The sequence below is a fragment of the Curtobacterium sp. MCJR17_043 genome, from assembly GCF_003224315.2.
Lineage (GTDB): Bacteria > Actinomycetota > Actinomycetes > Actinomycetales > Microbacteriaceae > Curtobacterium.
Window position 1 is genome coordinate 1,708,189 of the sequence record NZ_CP126259.1, and the last position, 17,067, is coordinate 1,725,255.

Genomic DNA, 17,067 nt, shown 5'->3' on the forward strand with positions numbered 1-17,067 from the left:
GACCGCCCGACGGACGGGAGGCCCGGGTACCAGCTGGTACCCGGGCCTCCCGTCCGTCTGCGGTGCCGCGCGCGCCCGGTCAGGCGGAGCGGTTGCTGACGGTGTCGGCGAGGGCCGCGAGCTGGTCGCGCGCCGAAGGGGTGAGCGGTGCGGCGTCGAGGGCGGCCTTGGCACGCTGGACGTGCCGGTCGATCGAGCGTTCGACCGCGCTGACCGCACCCGACTCGGTGAGCGTCGCGCGGAGCATCTGCACCTGGTCGTCGTCGAGGTCCGGGTCACCGAGGAGCTCGTCGAGCAGCTGCCGTGCACCGACCGGCAGGGCCTTGCGGGCGGTGGCGACGAGGACGGTGCGCTTGCCCTCGCGGAGGTCGTCGCCGGCGGGCTTGCCGGTCACCTCGGGGTCACCGAAGACCCCGAGCATGTCGTCGCGCAGCTGGTAGGCCACGCCGAGGGGGGAGACCGAAGGACCGCAGGCCGTCGAGCTGGTTCGCACTCGCGCCGGCGATGAGCGCTCCGATGAGCAGCGGTGCCTCCACCGAGTACTTGGCGGACTTGAAGACGATCACCCGCTGCGCGCGGACGAGCTGTTCGGCGTCGTCCACGGTCGGCCAGGCGGTCTCCTCGTGGATGTCGAGGTACTGCCCGGCGGTGACCTCGAGCCGCATCGCGTGGAACTCCTGCCGCACGATGCGCGCCCGGACGGGGTCGAGGAGGGCGAGGGCCTCGTCGAACACGGCGTCGCTCAGCGAGAGCAGCAGGTCCCCGAGCAGCAGGGCCGCGTTCGTGCCGTAGAGCGCGCGGTCTCCGACCCAGCCGGACTCGGCGTGGAGCGACTCGTACCGGCGGTGGGCGGCGGGACGACCGCGACGGGTGTCCGACCGGTCCATGATGTCGTCGTGCACGAGGGCCGCGGCGTGGAAGACCTCGAGCGCGGCGGCGGCGGTGACGACGGCCTCGGCGGTCGTCTGGCGGGAGCCCTCGGACAGCGGGTCGAACGAGCCGGAGCGTCCGGCGACGGACTGCCAGCCCCAGTAGCAGAACAGGGCGCGGAAGCGCTTGCCGCCGCCGAGCAGGTCACGCGCGAACCTGTCGAAGGGGAGCAGGTCCGGACTGATCGCCGCGAGGCGGTCGCGCTGCTCGTCGAGAGCCCGATCGATCCGCGCCGAGACGAGGTCCACTAATCGCGTACTCTCAGCCACGGTCCTTACCTTAGTGGGTGGCCCGGTCGTAAGATCGATCCACCCCTTCCACCGCGTCGATCCCAGGAACAAGAGGGAACCAAGATGCCGCTCTCGGAGCAAGAGCAACGACTCCTCGAAGAGATGGAGCGGAGCCTCTACCAGAACGACTCCGACTTCGTGGCGCGCGTCAGTCGCCGCCAGGGCCGTCCGACGTACACCGCGATCACGATCGGCGTCCTGATCGGCCTCGTCGGCGTCGGGGTGATCGTGCTGGGCCTGGTCATCAAGCAGCCCCTGATCGGCGTGCTGGGCTTCGTCGTCATGCTCGGCGGGGTCCTCTTCGCCCTGCGCCCCGGTGGTCGTACCCCGACCGCTCGCCCGACCCGGACCGCGTCGTCCGGACCAGGAGCCCGCGGTGGGGCCCGTCCCGCACGGGGTTCATCCGGCGGCTCCTTCATCGACCGGATGAACGAGCGCTGGGACAAGCGCAACCAGCAGGACTAGCTCCTCCACATCCCTCCACGGGGTCGGCCTTCCGAGGCCGGCCCCGTTTTTCTGTGCCCTCCGAGCGGTCTCGGCACCCTTTTCCCGGGGATTCCCCCTCCACTCCGCTCCACCGGCGGCCGTCACGCCACGATCCGCGCAGATCCGGGGGGGCGCGGGCGTGGTCGGCGCACGCGGGAGACCTCCAGTAGGGGTGCCGGGGCATCTCAGTGGGGCGTGTGCACAGCGGAGTGGAGGGAAGTGGAGTACCGTGGGGGGATGACGACGACGAGTGGAGCTGAGGGGGAGGCCCCGACGTGCTGCTCGGTACCCATGCCCCGAAGCTCGACGAGAAGGGTCGCGTGATCCTCCCCGCCAAGTTCCGGGACGAACTGTCCGGGGGGACTCGTCATGACCCGCGGCCAGGAGCGGTGCGTGGTCGTCTTCAGTGCCAGGACCTTCGAGGAACTCCACGAACGGATCCGCCAGGCACCGATGACGTCGAAGCGCACTCGTGACTACATGCGCCTGTTCCTCTCCGGAGCGAGCGCGGAGCAGCCCGACAAGCAGAACCGCGTCACGATCCCGCAGAACCTCCGCGAGTACGCGGGGCTCGAGCGGGACCTGACGGTCATCGGCAGCGGTGACCGTGCCGAGATCTGGTCGACCAGCGCATGGGAGGCCTACTACGCCGAGGCCGAAGAGGCCTTCGCCGAGAACGACGAGGAGGTGATCCCGGGCATCTTCTGATCCGTGGATCGGGACTCCCAGCCGTGAAGCCCTGACACACCTTCCCCGGTGTCAGGTCGCATGGATGGGGATCCGGACCCGCGGCCCAGGAGGGCAGGGGCGCAGATGAGCACACCCGAACGGTTCCCGCACACCCCCCGTCATGCTCGAGCGCATCGTCGACCTCTTCACCCCGACCCTCGAGGGTCCGGGCAAGGTCGTCGTCGACGCGACGCTCGGCATGGGCGGACACTCGGCGGGCCTCCTCGAGCGGTTCCCCGACCTGACCCTGGTCGGCCTCGACCGCGACACCGACGCACTCGGCATCGCGGGGGGAGCGGTTGGCTCGTTTCGGCGACCGTGTGCACCTGGTGCACACCGTGTACGACGAACTCCCGGCCGCCCTCGACGGGCTCGGCATCGCGGAGGTCGACGGGGTCCTGTTCGACCTCGGCGTCTCGTCACTCCAGCTCGACCGGGCCGAGCGCGGCTTCGCCTACAGCCAGGACGCGCCGCTCGACATGCGGATGGACCGGACGCAGGGCATCACCGCGGCCGAGGTCCTCGCCGAGTACGACGAGCGCGAACTCCGGCGGATCTTCCAGCGCTACGGCGAGGAGAAGCTCGCCGGCCGCTACGCCAAGGCGATCGTCGAACGCCGGGCGACCACGCCCTTCACGATGTCCGGCGACCTCGTGCAGGTGCTCCACGACGCCACCCCCGTCGCGATCCAGCGCCAGGGGCACCCGGCCAAGCGCGTCTTCCAGGCGCTGCGGATCGAGGTCAACACCGAACTGAGCGTCCTCGAGCGCGCGATCCCCGCCGCGCTCGACCGCATCCGGGTCGGCGGCCGCCTGGTCGTCGAGTCCTACCAGTCCCTCGAGGACCGCATCGTGAAGCGGGCCCTCGTCGAGCGCACGACCTCGAACGCACCGGCCGACCTGCCGGTGGAGCTCCCCGAGCACGCGCCGACCTTCACCCTCGTCGTCAAGGGCGCGGAACAGGCCGACGAGGCGGAACGCGCCGCCAACCCCCCGAGCCACCCCCGTGCGCCTGCGCGCGGCCGAGCGGATCCGGAAGTGACATGAGCACGAACCTCGCACTCGTCGACCCTGTCGTCGCCCCGTCGCGTGCCCCGCGCCCGGACCGCGACCGCCGCCCGGAACTCGTCGAGGTCACCCCGACGAAGGCGCAGCGGCGTGCCCGCCCCCGGGTGGCCTACGCCGTGGTGGCCATCGCGGCGCTCGGCGTCCTGCTCCTCGCGCAGCTCGGGATCAGCATGGCGCTCAGCCAGGGCGCCTACACGCTCAGCTCCCTGAAGAGCGAGCAGACCGGGCTGACGCGGACCCAGGCGTCCCTGTCCGAGGACCTCAAGGTGCTCGAGTCGCCACAGAACCTGGCCCGGAACGCGCAGGCCCTCGGGATGATCGCGAACTCGACGCCGGTCTACCTCGACCCGAAGACGGGGACGGTGTACGGCACGCCGAAGCCCGCGACCCCGGAGGAAGCGACGGGGAACACCGCGAACCAGGTCCCGAACGCCCTGCTCGGTGACGTCCCCCCCTCGCAGCCCAGGCCGGGGACACCGCCACGAGCAAGGAGACCGGCGCCTCGGACACGGCACCGGCGGCCAGCAGCCAGGCCCCTGCCGCTCCGGCCGCCGCCGCTCCGGCACCGGCCGCCGACGCTGGGAACACCGGCGCGGCCAGCGCGTCGGACGAGGGTTCCGCGGGGTCCTCCGTAGAGTCCGACCCGAACCAGCTCCAGGCACCCACGACCCGGTGACCCGGGGCGCAGCTCCATCCCGGAAAGGCCGCTCGTGACGAAGACCCTCCGCTCCCGCCGCCTCCGCTACAGCGTCGTGATGCTCGCCGTCATCGCGCTCGTGGCGGTGTTCGTGGTCCGCCTCGTCGACATCCAGGTCGTGCAGGCCGCGGAACTCACGAAGGCCGCCGAGTCGAAGCGCAGCATCCCCGTGACCCTGTACGGCACGCGGGGCTCGATCGTCGACCGTGACGGCACCGCACTCGCCGAGAGCGTCGTCCGGTACAACATCACGACCTCGCCCCGGTTGGTCAAGGGGTTCGAGGGGGAAGCTCGGCGGCAGCCGCGTCAAGGACGTCACCGTCGAGCAGGCACTCGCCGCCGTCGCGCAGGCGTCGGGCGGCGACGTCGCCGAGATGCAGGCGGCCATCGCGGCCGACCCGAAGTCGGACTTCGCCTACCTGGTCAAGGGCATCGACGTGAAGCACTACGAGGCGGTCACCGCGCTCGGCATCCCCTGGGTCTACAAGGAGCAGCAGGCTTCGCGGACGTACCCGACCGCCGCGGCGACGGGCAACATCACCGGCTTCATGGGGACGGACGGCGCCCAGGCCGGCCTCGAGCTCGCGTACCAGAAGTGCCTCGCCGGCACGAACGGCTCCGAGACGTACGAGCGCGGCGAGGACGGGGTGCAGCTCCCGGGCAGCACCGTGACGAAGAAGCGGGCCAAGGACGGCGGCACGCTCGTCACCACCATCGACAGCGACCTGCAGTACATGGCGTCACAGGACATCGCCGACGCCGCACAGCAGCTCAAGGCGGAGTCGGCGACCGCCACCGTCGTCAACGCGAAGACGGGCGAGGTGCTCGCCGTCGCGGACTACCCGACGGTCGACCCGAACGACGTCGACGCGACGACCGACCCCGGTGCGTACGGCTCGCGCGCCCTCACCGCGGCCTACGAGCCCGGCTCCACGATCAAGGCCGCGATCGCCGCCGCGCTCATCGACAAGGGGCTCGCGACCCCGACGACGCAGGCCGTGGTGCCGTACTCCAGGACGTTCCCGTGGGGCGGCACCATCCACGACTCCGAGTTCCACCCGACCGAGAACCTGACGCTCACCGGCATCCTCCGCGACTCCTCGAACGTCGGGATCACCGACCTCGGCGCGAAGCTGTCGACCCAGCAGCGGTACGACGTCATGCGCGACTTCGGCCTCTTCGAGCCCGAGCCCGCCATCGACTACCCGGGCCAGCCGACGATGGACTACGGCGCGAGCCCGCAGTGGGACCAGCAGACCGACATCAACTCCATGTTCGGACAGGGCATCGTCACGACCGCCATGCAGGTGTCGAGCGTCTACCAGACCCTCGCCAACGACGGCGTCCGGATCCCGCTCCACATGGTGAAGGGCTGCGAGACCGCGGACGGCAGGACGATCGACGCGCCCGACGTGCAGGAGAAGCGGGTCGTCTCCGAGCAGGCGGCGTCGCAGACGGTCGACATGCTGCAGAGCGTCGTCACCGGCGGCACACTCGTCGGCATGAAGCCGATCTCCGGCTACAACATCGCCGCGAAGACCGGCACGGCCGAGGTCGCGGACGGCGCGAAGGGCTACGGCGCGGAGCGTGTGATCTCGGTGGCCGGAATGGCACCCGCCGAGGACCCCCCAGTATGTTGTCACGGTGACGTTCACGAAGCCGCAGACCACCAAGTGGTCGAGCGGAGCGGCTCCGGCGTTCCGCACACTCATGTCCCAGGTGCTCGAGAAGTACCGAGTCGCCCCCCTCCACGACAGAGGCGCGGACCTACCCGTCCACCTGGTAGCCGCACTGTCCACGTGGTGAGGAAGAAGGAGCACTTGTCAGCACGGATCCCCCCCGGTCCTCCGGCCCGAACACCCGACCCCGCGGCCGGTCGCCGAACTCGCGAACGCCTTCGGGCTCCGCGTCGTCGGATCGCTCGACGGCGTCGAGACGACCGGTGTCACCCTGAGCGCCGCCGAGGTGCAGCCCGGTGACCTGTTCGTCGGCGTGCACGGGGCGAACCGCCACGGTGCCGAGTTCGCCACGGACGCCGCCGAGCGCGGGGCCGTCGCCGTGCTCACCGACGCCGCCGGTGTCGCGATCGCCGAGGCCTCCGGGCTGCCGGTGCTCGAGGTCGAGGACCCCCCGGGCCGCGCTCGGTGACGTGTCGGCGTGGGTCTACCGCACGAACCCCGACGAGGCCGAGTTGCCGCAGCTCTTCGCCGTCACCGGGACGAACGGCAAGACGAGCACGTCGTACATCCTCGAAGGCGTCCTCAAGCAGCTCGGTCTGGTCACCGGGCTGAGCTCCACCGCCGAGCGCCACATCGGGTCGCTCAGCGTGACGAGCCGGCTCACCACGCCGGAGGCCAGCGAGATGCACGCCCTCCTCGCCCGGATGCGGGAGAGCGAGGTGCGCGCGGTGGCCGTCGAGGTCAGTGCCCAGGCCCTCAGCCGGCACCGGGTCGACGGCATCGTGTTCGACGTCGTCGCCTTCACGAACCTCAGCCACGACCACCTCGACGACTACGCCGACATGGAGGAGTACTTCCAGGCGAAGCTGCCGCTGTTCCAGCCGGAGCACGGCCGCCGCGGTGTCGTCTCACTCGACACCGACTGGGGCCACCGGGTCGTGCAGGACTCCCGCATCCCCGTGACGACCATCACGGTGCACCCGGACGTCGAGGCCGAGTGGCACGTCGACATCGTCGAGGCGCACGCGGCCTACACCGAGTTCCGCCTGACCGGACCGGAGGGCCGCGAGCTCACCACGCGCGTGCCGCTCATCGGCTGGCACATGGCCGCGAACGCCGCACTGGCGATCGTCATGCTCGTGGAGGGCGGGTTCGAGCTCGGTGCGATCGCTCAGGCGCTCGAGACGAACCACCGCCGCTACCCGGACGAGACCGACGGCACCGTGGTGAGCGCCATCGAGTGCTACCTGCCCGGCCGGACCGAGCGCGTCTCGGGCGACACCGGTCCGAGCGTCTACGTCGACTTCGGGCACAGCCCGGACGCGTTCCTCAACACCCTGGCGGCGGTCCGGCAGTTCACCCCCGGCAAGGTCGTCATGCTCTTCGGCGCCGACGGGGACCGCGACACCACGAAGCGCGCCGACATGGCCCGCGTCGCGGCGGAGGGCTCCGACGTCCTCGTCGTCACCGACCACCACCCGCGCTTCGAGGACGCCGCGTCGATCCGGAAGACCCTGGTCGACGCCGCCCGTGCCGCCTACCCGGACCACGAGATCCACGAGGTCAGCCCGCCCGAGGCGGCGATCCGTGCTGCGGTCGCGCTCGTCGGCGAGGGCGACTCGATCCTCTGGGCCGGCCCCGGGCACCAGGACTACCGCGACATCCAGGGTGTCCGCACGCCGTACTCGGCCCGTGACGAGGCCCGCGCCGCGCTCCGCGAAGCCGGTTGGGAACCGAACGCCGGCCCGACGGAGGACGCTCGATGATCGCGCTGACCCTCGCCGAGATCGCCGCAGCGGTCGACGGCGAGCTCGTCCGCGGTGCCGCCGACACGACCGTCACCGGTTCCGTCGAGACGGACTCGCGTCTGGTCGCGTCCGGCAGCGTCTTCTTCGCCCTGCTCGGCGAGGAGACCGACGGGCACCGCTTCGTCCCGGCCGCCGCCGACGCCGGCGCAGCGCTCGTCGTCACCGAACGCGCCGTCGACCTGCCGGACGACGCCCCGACCGCGCAGATCGTCGTCGCCGACGGCTACGCCGCCCTGGCGGCCCTCGCCCACGAGGTCGTCGCCCGCGTCCGTGCCGCCGGTGCCCTGCGCGTCGTCGGCATCACGGGCTCGAACGGCAAGACGAGCACGAAGAACATGCTCCGCACGATCCTGTCCCGCGTCGGCGAGACGGTCGCGCCCGAGGGCTCGTTCAACAACCACGTCGGCGCACCGGTCTCGATGCTCCGGGTCACCGCCGACACCCGGTTCCTCGTGGTCGAGATGGGCGCGAGCGGCATCGGCCACATCGCGAAGCTCGTCCGCATCGCGGAGCCGGACGTCGGTGTCGTCCTCAAGGTCGGCCTCGCGCACGCCGGCGAGTTCGGCGGGATCGAGGCGACCGAACGCGCCAAGTCGGAGATGGTCACCGACCTGCCGGCCACGGCCACGGCCCTCCTCAACGTCGACGACGACCGCGTCGCGCGGATGCGCGGGCGCACCGCCGCCCGCGTCGTCGGCTTCGGCACCTCCGCCGGTGCCGACTACCGCATCGGTGGTGTCACGACGGACCGCGACGGCACCCGGTTCACGCTCACCGCGCCTCCCGTCGAGTCGGCGGACGCCCTGCCGGGAGGCCCGTCCGAGGCACCCGAGACGGTCGACGTCCGTCTCGCCATCCTCGGCGAGCACCACGCCATGAACGCCGCCGCGGCGCTGTCCGTCGCGCACCTGTGGGGCGTGCCGCTGGCCGAGGGCGCCGCCGCGCTCGCGTCGATGACGCGCGCCGAGCGGTGGCGCATGGAGCTCCTGCAGGGGCCGGACGGCGTCACCGTGATCAACGACGCCTACAACGCGTCGCCCGACTCCACGGCGGCTGCGCTCCGCACGCTCGCGCAGGTCGCCCGTCCGGGGGGAGCGCACCGTCGCCGTCCTCGGCGAGATGGCCGAACTCGGCGAGTACTCCGTCGAGGAGCACGACCGGATCGGTCGTCTCGTGGTGCGGCTCGGCATCGGACAGCTCGTGGTCGTCGGCCGCGGCGCGATGGCCCTGCACCAGGCCGCCACCCTCGAGGGGTCGTGGGACGGCGAGTCCGTGTTCATCAAGGACGTCGACGACGCCGTCCGTGCCCTCCAGGAGATCGTGCGTCCGGGTGACGTCGTCCTGGTCAAGTCCTCGAAGTCGGCCGGGCTGCGGTTCGTCGGCGACCGCCTCGGAGGTGTCCCCGAATGATCGCGCTCCTCGTCGCCGGCGCCGTGTCGCTGGTGTTCACACTGCTGCTCACGCCGCTGTTCATCAAGCTGTTCCACCGGCTCGGGTGGGGGGCAGTTCATCCGTGACGACGGTCCGCAGTCGCACCACACCAAGCGCGGCACCGCGACCATGGGCGGCATCGTCCTCATCCTGGGCGCCGTGATCGGGTACTTCGTCGGGCACCTCGCCGGGCGCGACCCGGTGACGCTGTCCGGGCTGCTCGTGCTGTTCCTCATGGTGGGGCTCGGCGTGGTCGGCTTCGTCGACGACTTCCTCAAGGTGCGCCGACAGCGCAGCCTGGGGCTCGGCGGCTGGGCCAAGGTCCTCGGCCAGGTCATCGTCGGGGTCGTCTTCGCGACGATCGCCCTGGTGGTCCCGACCGGCAACGGGAAGCCGCCGGCGTCGACGATGATCTCCGCGATCCGCGACGTCCCGTGGCTCGACTTCATGGCGCTCGGCACGGTCATCGGGACCGTCCTGTTCCTGGCCTGGATCGTGTTGCTCACGGTCTCGACCTCGAACGGCGTCAACGTCGCGGACGGACTCGACGGGCTCGCGACCGGGTCGAGCATCCTCGCCATCGGCTCGTACGTCATCATCGGCTTCTGGCAGTCGAACCAGATCTGCGGCGGTGCCCGGATCGACGAGAGCACCCGGCACGCCTGCTACACCGTGACGGACCCGCTCGACCTCGCCGTCGTCGCGGCGGCGGTCTGCGGCGGCCTCATCGGCTTCCTCTGGTACAACACCTCGCCGGCGCAGATCTTCCTCGGTGACACCGGGTCGCTCGGCCTCGGCGGTGCCCTCGCCGGGCTCGCGATCCTCAGCCGCACCGAGCTCCTGCTCATCCTCATCGGCGGCCTGTTCTTCATCGTCACCGGGTCCGTCATCCTGCAGCGCGCGTACTTCAAGATCACGCACGGCAAGCGCATCTTCCGGATGAGCCCCCTGCACCACCACTTCGAGCTCAAGGGCTGGGCCGAGGTGACCGTCGTCGTCCGGTTCTGGATCATCGCGGGGCTCTGCGTCGCGGCCGGGGTCGGACTGTTCTACCTGGAATGGATCGCACGAGTCCAATGAGCGAACGCCTGAACGGTCTCGACAGCTGGTACGCCGGAGGCTGGAAGGGCCTGCGGGTGGCGGTGCTCGGCCTCGGCTCGACGGGGTTCTCGGTCGCCGACACGCTCGCGGAGCTCGGCAGCGAGGTCGTCGTCTACTCGACCGACGCTCCCGCCGACAGCGTCGAGCTGCTCGACGTCATCGGGGCGCGGTTCGTGCAGACGCCGCTCGACACCGTGCCCGCGGCGCTCGTCGAGCACGCCCCGGACCTGGTCGTCGTGTCGCCCGGGCTCCCGCCGCACAACCCCACCGTCGCCTGGGCTGTGGCGAACAGCACCGTGTGGGGCGACATCGAGCTCGCCTGGCGCGTGCGCGACAAGGTCGTGAAGGGGCCGGTCGCCGCGCCCTGGGTGACGATCACCGGCACGAACGGCAAGACCACGACGACGCAGCTCGCGACGGCGATGTACGCCGCCGGAGGACTCCGTGCCGTCGCCTGCGGGAACATCGGGGTGCCGGTGCTCGACGTCGTGCGGGACCCGGAGGGCTTCGACGTGCTCGTCGTCGAGCTCTCCAGCCACCAGCTCCACTACATGCCGACCACCGGGCCCGGCGCCGTGGTCCCGCTCGCGTCGGCGTGCCTGAACATCGCCGACGACCACCTGGAGTGGCACGGGTCGGCGGAGGCATACCGTGCCGCGAAGGCCAAGGTCTACGAGCGCACCGTGATGGCGTGCGTGTACAACACGGCGGACGAGGTCACCCGGCACATGGTCGAGGAGGCCGACGTGGTCGAGGGGTGCCGCGCCGTCGGGTTCTCGCTCGGCGTCCCCGCGCCCGGGGACGTCGGCGTCGTGGACGACGTGCTCTGCGACCGCGCCTTCACCGAGGACCGCCGCAACAGCGCGCTCGAGCTCGCGACCGTCGCGGACCTGGAGCTCGCCGGCCTGGACAGCCCGCACATGACCGCGAACGTGCTCGCGGCGGCCGCCCTGGCGCGTGCCGCGGCCGTGCAGCCGAGTGCCGTCCGTGCCGCCGTGCAGGCCTTCCGCGCCGACCACCACCGCACCGAGTCGGTCGCGACCGCGGACGGCATCGCCTGGGTCGACGACTCGAAGGCGACGAACCCGCACGCGGCGACGGCGTCCCTGTCCGCCTTCGACCCGGTCGTGTGGATCGTGGGCGGCCTGTTCAAGGGCGTGGACATCGACGGGCTCGTCGAGCGGTTCGGCCCCGGGGTGCGCGCCGTCGTCGTCATCGGGACCGACCGGGCTCCGGTGCTCGAGGCATTCGCACGACACGCGCCCACGGTCCCGGTGCTGCAGGTGGAAGCGACGGACACTGAGCAGGTCATGCCCGAGGCGGTCCGGCATGCCGCTTCGGTCGCGCGACCGGGCGACACGGTCCTCCTCGCCCCGGCGGCGGCGTCGTTCGACCAGTTCGGTTCCTACGCAGACCGGGGCGAGCGTTTCGCGGCTGCGGTCCACGAGCACCTGGGAGGCGACGCCGATGGCGACACCGACGGATCTTCCGACGAACGGCCGTAGCGCCCGAGCACGCGCCGGCGCGGCGGGCGCGGCCGCCTCCGCGCGCGTGGGTGCCGGGGTGGACGGTGCGCGTCGCCGGTCGAACGGGGCCGTCGTCGCGGTGAAGAACGTGTTCGTGGCCGAGTCCACGACGTTCTACACGATCCTCGGCGTCACGCTCTTCCTCGTCGTCTTCGGCGTGGTGATGGTGCTGTCGTCGTCGAGCGTCGAGGAGTACCGCTACAAGCACGGCTTCTTCGGCGCCTTCGCGAAGCAGGGCCTGTACGCGCTCATCGGCGTCCCGCTCATGCTCGTCGTGAGCCGGTTCCCCGGCGAGTTCTGGCGGCGGTGGGCGATGCGCATCCTCGGTGCCGGGCTCGTCCTGCAGCTCCTCGTGTTCACCCCGATGGGCATCGACATCCAGGGCAACCGGAACTGGATCGGCCTCGGTGCGTTCACCGCGCAGCCGTCCGAACTCCTCAAGCTCGCGCTCGTGCTCGGCATCGGCGCCGTGCTCTTCCGGAAGCGCGAGAAGCTGCACGACTGGCGCGAGGTCTTCATCCCGGTCGGGCTCGCGACCGCGGTGTCCATCGGCCTGGTGCTCCTCGGCGGGGACCAGGGGACCGCGATGATCATGATGATCCTGGTCTTCGGCAGTCTCTTCGTCGGTGGGGTGCGGCTGCGACACCTCGCGGTCGGCGTCGTCGCGATCGCGGTGATGCTGCCGGTCGTCACGATGGCCTCGAGCTCACGCCAGACGCGCATCAGTGCGTGGCTGTCCGGCTGCACCGACTCGAACCAGGCCCAGGACCTGTGCTGGCAGCCCGTGCACGGCATGTGGGCGCTGGCGTCCGGCGGGGTGTTCGGCGTGGGACTCGGCAACTCGAAGCTGAAGTGGTCGTGGCTGCCCGAGGCGGACAACGACTACATCTTCGCGATCGTCGGCGAGGAGCTCGGCCTGATCGGCGCCGTCGTCGTCCTCGCGCTGTTCGTGGTGCTCGCGATCGGCATGATCCGGGTCATCCGGCTCTCGCCGGACCCGTTCGTGCGGACCGTCACCGGTGGTGTGCTGGCGTGGGTGATCGGGCAGGCGCTCGTCAACATCGCCGTCGTCCTGGGGCTGCTCCCGGTGCTCGGCGTCCCGCTCCCGCTCATCTCGGCCGGTGGATCGGCCCTCATCATGACCCTCGTCGCGATCGGTGTCGTGCTGTCCTTCGCCCGTGACCTGCCGGCCCGCACCGGGTCGGGCGGTCCCGGTCGGAGCGGTGCGCCCGGACGCACCACCGTCCCGGCACCCGGGACGCAGAACGGAGCCCTGCGGTGAGCCGCTTCCTCTTCGCCGGCGGCGGGACCGCCGGCCACGTCAACCCGCTGCTCGCGGTGGCCGACCGGCTGACCCAGCGGTCGCCGGAGGACGAGGTCCTGGTGCTCGGCACCGCCGAGGGCCTGGAGTCCCGGCTCGTGCCGATGCGCGGGTACGAGCTCGTCACGATCCCGCGGCTGCCCTTCCCGCGGAAGCCGAACGCCGCCGCACTCCGGTTCCCGGGCGCGTTCTGGTCCGCCGTCCGCCGCACCGAGCGCATCATCCGCGAGCGCGAGATCGCCGTCGTCCTCGGCGTCGGCGGGTACGCGGCCGCCCCGGCGTACGTGGCGGCGAAGCGCACCGGGACGCCCGTCGTCGTGCACGAGCAGAACGCCAAGCCCGGGCTCGCGAACCGGATGGCGGCGGTGCTGACCACGCACGTCGGCGTGACGTTCTCGAACACCCGGCTGCCGCACTCGCAGGTCGTCGGCATGCCCCTGCGCCGCGAGATCGAGCGTCTGGACCGTCGTGCCGAGCGTGCCGCCGGGTTCGCGGAGTTCGGACTCGACCCGGACCGCCCCGTGCTGCTCGTCACCGGCGGGTCCTCGGGTGCCCGGAGCATCAACCGCACGGTGCATCGGGCCGCGGCGACGATCCTCGGCGCGGGCTGGCAGATCCTGCACGTGGTGGGCGCGGCGTCCGACATCGGGCCGAGCGACCTGGACGGCTACCACGTGCTGCCGTACTGCGACCGGATGGACCTGGCGTACGCCGCGGCCGACTTCGTGGTCTCGCGCTCCGGTGCCGGCATGGTCTGCGAGCTGACGGCGGTCGGCCTGCCGAGTGTGCTCGTGCCATACCCGGTCGGCAACGGCGAGCAGCGGCACAACGCGCGGGACGTCGTCGCCGCCGGGGGGAGCGCTGCTGGTCGACGACGCGGAATTCACGCCCGACTGGGTGACGTTGCAGCTCCTGACCGTCCTGGAGGACCGTGCCGGCATCGCCGACATGGCCGTCCGCGCCGGCAGCGTCGGACACCGCGACGGCGCGGACCGCATGACGGGACTCGTGCTCGCCGCCGCGGCCGGACGTCGCGGGAGCAGCACCGGCCGACCGACCGGCACCAGCACCACCAGCACCACGGAGGAACCATGACCATCAAGCCGGACCTCACCCAGCCGATCCCGGACGACCTCGGCAAGGTGCACTTCGTCGGCATCGGCGGGTCCGGCATGAGCGGCATCGCCCGGATGTTCCTGGCCGCGGGCCACCGGGTCTCGGGGAGCGACTCCCGCGAGACCGCGACGACGGGCCGGATGCGCGAACTCGGCGCGGACGTCCGGATCGGGCACGACGCCGCCAACCTGGGCGACGCCGACACCGTGGTCGTCACGAGCGCGCTGTGGCCGGACAACCCGGAACTGCTCGAGGCGAAGCGCCGCGGGCTCCCGGTCCTGCACCGCTCGCAGGCCCTCGCCGCCCTGATCTCCTCGCACCGCCTCGTGGCGGTCGCCGGCGCGCACGGCAAGACGACCTCGACGGGCATGGTCGTGACGGCGCTCGTCGAACTCGGGCTCGACCCGAGCTTCGTGAACGGCGGTGTGATCCAGTCCCTCGGCACGAGTTCGGCGCCGGGCAGCAGCGACCTGTTCGTCGTCGAGGCGGACGAGTCCGACGGCTCCTTCCTGCTCTACGACGTCGCCGTCGCGCTCATCACGAACGTCGACCCCGACCACCTGGACCACTACGGCAGCGAGCAGGCCTTCATCGACGCGTTCGTCGAGTTCGCGGCGAAGGCGCGGGAGCGGGTCGTCGTGTCGAGCGACGACGCCGGAGCGGTGCGGGTCACGGCGGGCCTCCGGGAGCGCGAGGACGCCCCCCGAGATCGTCACCTTCGGGGGAGGCCGAGGACGCCGACGTCCGGATCGAGCGCGTCGACGAGGGTGCCGGTGTCGGTGTGGACCTCCGCTGGGGCGGCGCCTCGTACCACCTGGCACTCCGGGTCCCTGGTCGCCACAACGCGGTGAACGCGGTCGGCGCGTTCGCCGTGCTCGTCGGCCTCGGCGTCGACCCGGCGGACGCGGTGCGCGGCATCGAGGCGTTCGGTGGCACCGAGCGTCGCTTCGAGCTGCACGGCGTCGAGCGCGGCGTGTCCGTGTACGACGACTACGCGCACCACCCGACCGAGGTCGCCGCGGCGCTCCGGGCCGCGCGTGACGTCGTCGGCGACGGTCGGATCATCGCGATCCACCAGCCGCACCTGTACTCGCGCACCCGGATGATGGCCGGGGAGTTCGCCAGCGTGTACGAGGAGCTCGCCGACCACACCGTCGTCCTCGACGTGTACGGCGCCCGCGAGGACCCGGAGCCCGGTGTCACGGGCGCCCTGGTGCAGGAGCGCTTCGCGGACCAGAGCCGTGTGGACTACCTGCCGGACTGGGCCGAGGCGTCGGCACGGGCCGCCGCCGTGGCACGGGACGGCGACATCGTGATGACCCTGAGCTGCGGGGACGTCTACCGCATCATCCCGCAGGTGCTCACCGCACTGCAGACCGGACCCGGGGCCGCGGGCCGGTGAAGCGACCCGAGGGCTTCGACGAGCACGCCGGGCTCGACGACCGCCACGCCGGGTCCGCCGCTCCTGCCGACGGCGCGTGGGAAGCCCGGCGTCCGTCCCGGACAGCGGGTCTCCGAGCCGCGTTGGACGGCGCCCGGGAGGCCCGACGCGCGTCCCGCACGCCGGCTGCGGACGAGCGCGCCGAACGTGGTGTGGGTCGCGACGCGGACGGCACCGCCGGACGCGTGACCGGCCTGCCGGACCTGCCGGAGGTGGACCTCACCGAGGACGAGCGGTCGACCGGGCCGGTCGACACGGGCACCACCCGACCGGGTCGGGCCTCCCGTCCGCGCGTCCGGGTGGCGACGGACGCCGACCGGGCCCCGTCCGCCGGCACGACCCCGGACAGCGGCACGACCCCGGACAGCGGCACGACCCCGGACAGCGGCACGGACCGGGCCGGCAGGTCGGCCGCGCTCGGCGGGACCGACGACGACCGTCACCTCGGACACGACGGCCCCGGCGCGCCGGACGTCGCGCCGCACGTCCCCTCGACGACCCCGATCGGCGCGCGCGTCCGTGCGGCGGAGACCGCACGAGAGGCCCGCGTCGCCCGCAAGCGCCGTCGGCTGCTCGAGCGGGCCGAGGTCCGGCGCTTCACGCGGCGGAGCCGACACCGACGTGCAGCGTGGCTCGCGGCGGGCGGTGTCGTCGTCGTCCTCGTCGCGTCCGTGCTCGTCGCCGTGTACTCGCCGCTCATGGCCCTCCGGACCATCGAGGTGAAGGGCACCGACCGCGTCGACGCCGCCGAGGTCCGGGCCGCGCTGTCCGGGCAGATCGGCACACCCCTGGCCCGGATCGACCTGGACGAGGTGCAGGAGCGGATCGCCGGCTTCCCGCTCATCGAGCGCTACGTGACCGAGGAGGAACCACCGCACACCCTCGTGGTCACGGTCACCGAGCGGACCCCGGTCGTCGCGGTGCAGTCCGGGAAGGGCTTCGACCTCGTCGACCCCGCCGGGATCGTCGTGCAGTCGTCGACGAAGCGGCCGGACGACATGCCACTGGCGGACATCGGTCGGGCGAAGCTCGGCTCGACGGTGTTCCGGACGATGACGGAGGTCGTCCTGGCGATGCCGACGGACGTCCGGAAGCAGGTCTCGGGCATCGCCGCCTCGACGTCGGACGACGTCACCCTGAGCATGCGGGACGGGTCCAGCGTGGTGTGGGGGGAGCCCGGACGAGTCCGCGGCGAAGGCCGACCTGCTCGCGGCACTCGTGGCGGACCACGCGCAGCGGTCGCCGGACACCGAGGTCGAGTTCGACGTGTCGGCTCCCGACAACGGGATCATCCGACCGCGGTCCTGACGGCGGCGGACAATTGCCGGGCGGCATCGACGACACGCGGCGTGGCGGGTCGTCACCGAGCGGACGGCACCCGTAGCGTCGGGACCAGCACCATTCGTAGCAGCTAGAACTCTGAACTTCAAGCACAGGTTGAGGGT

At 71.9% G+C, this 17,067-nt stretch carries 5 protein-coding genes and 10 pseudogenes; 13 read left to right on the plus strand and 2 right to left on the minus strand.

What is annotated here, in order from left to right; translation table 11 throughout:
- Window positions 1–79 precede the first annotated feature (79 nt).
- Window positions 80–1,199, minus strand: a pseudogene (locus DEJ15_RS08920) (polyprenyl synthetase family protein).
- 84 nt (window positions 1,200–1,283) lie between these two features.
- Here DEJ15_RS08920 and DEJ15_RS08925 point away from each other — a divergent pair.
- The 4 genes and pseudogenes from DEJ15_RS08925 to ftsL all read left to right on the plus strand — a co-directional run.
- On the plus strand, window positions 1,284–1,685 hold the full coding sequence (locus tag DEJ15_RS08925) for an SCO2097 family morphological protein (RefSeq protein WP_110825265.1): 402 nt from the start codon (window positions 1,284–1,286) through the stop codon (window positions 1,683–1,685).
- Between the two features lie 296 nt (window positions 1,686–1,981).
- A pseudogene (gene mraZ / locus DEJ15_RS08930) lies at window positions 1,982–2,414 on the plus strand (division/cell wall cluster transcriptional repressor MraZ).
- A 142-nt stretch (window positions 2,415–2,556) separates the two neighbouring features.
- Window positions 2,557–3,476 (plus strand): annotated as a pseudogene (rsmH, locus tag DEJ15_RS08935) (16S rRNA (cytosine(1402)-N(4))-methyltransferase RsmH).
- Window positions 3,477–3,621: 145 nt separating this feature from the next.
- Window positions 3,622–4,137, plus strand: a pseudogene (gene ftsL, locus DEJ15_RS08940) (cell division protein FtsL); the annotation flags it as partial.
- 107 nt (window positions 4,138–4,244) lie between these two features.
- On the opposite strand, the gene DEJ15_RS08945 reads toward ftsL, so the two are convergent.
- A complete protein-coding gene (locus tag DEJ15_RS08945; protein ID WP_284174838.1) occupies window positions 4,245–4,385 on the minus strand; it encodes a hypothetical protein in 141 nt (46 codons plus the stop codon).
- Window positions 4,386–4,933: 548 nt separating this feature from the next.
- On the opposite strand from DEJ15_RS08945, the pseudogene DEJ15_RS08950 reads away from it, so the two are divergent.
- The 9 genes and pseudogenes from DEJ15_RS08950 to DEJ15_RS08990 form a co-directional block, all read left to right on the plus strand.
- Window positions 4,934–5,821: pseudogene (locus DEJ15_RS08950) on the plus strand (penicillin-binding transpeptidase domain-containing protein); the annotation flags it as partial.
- A gap of 214 nt (window positions 5,822–6,035) precedes the next feature.
- Window positions 6,036–7,644 (plus strand): annotated as a pseudogene (locus DEJ15_RS08955) (Mur ligase family protein); the annotation flags it as partial.
- Window positions 7,641–9,096, plus strand: a pseudogene (locus DEJ15_RS08960) (UDP-N-acetylmuramoyl-tripeptide--D-alanyl-D-alanine ligase). The pseudogenes DEJ15_RS08955 and DEJ15_RS08960, both read left to right, overlap by 4 nt.
- Window positions 9,093–10,197: pseudogene (gene mraY / locus DEJ15_RS08965) on the plus strand (phospho-N-acetylmuramoyl-pentapeptide-transferase). The pseudogenes DEJ15_RS08960 and mraY overlap by 4 nt, the downstream one beginning before the upstream one ends.
- A complete protein-coding gene (murD, locus tag DEJ15_RS08970; protein ID WP_110825272.1) occupies window positions 10,194–11,723 on the plus strand; it encodes a UDP-N-acetylmuramoyl-L-alanine--D-glutamate ligase in 1,530 nt (509 codons plus the stop codon). The pseudogene mraY and the gene murD overlap by 4 nt, the downstream one beginning before the upstream one ends.
- Complete coding sequence (gene ftsW, locus DEJ15_RS08975) at window positions 11,686–13,026, plus strand: putative lipid II flippase FtsW (RefSeq protein ID WP_110825273.1); 1,341 nt, start codon at window positions 11,686–11,688, stop codon at window positions 13,024–13,026. Before murD ends, ftsW begins: the two co-directional genes overlap by 38 nt.
- A pseudogene (murG, locus tag DEJ15_RS08980) lies at window positions 13,023–14,160 on the plus strand (undecaprenyldiphospho-muramoylpentapeptide beta-N-acetylglucosaminyltransferase). The gene ftsW and the pseudogene murG overlap by 4 nt, the downstream one beginning before the upstream one ends.
- Window positions 14,157–15,583, plus strand: a pseudogene (murC, locus tag DEJ15_RS08985) (UDP-N-acetylmuramate--L-alanine ligase). The pseudogenes murG and murC overlap by 4 nt, the downstream one beginning before the upstream one ends.
- Entirely contained in the window at window positions 15,580–17,037 is a 1,458-nt protein-coding gene (locus DEJ15_RS08990) for a cell division protein FtsQ/DivIB (protein ID WP_284174840.1), read from the plus strand. Before murC ends, DEJ15_RS08990 begins: the two are co-directional and overlap by 4 nt.
- Window positions 17,038–17,067 lie beyond the last annotated feature (30 nt).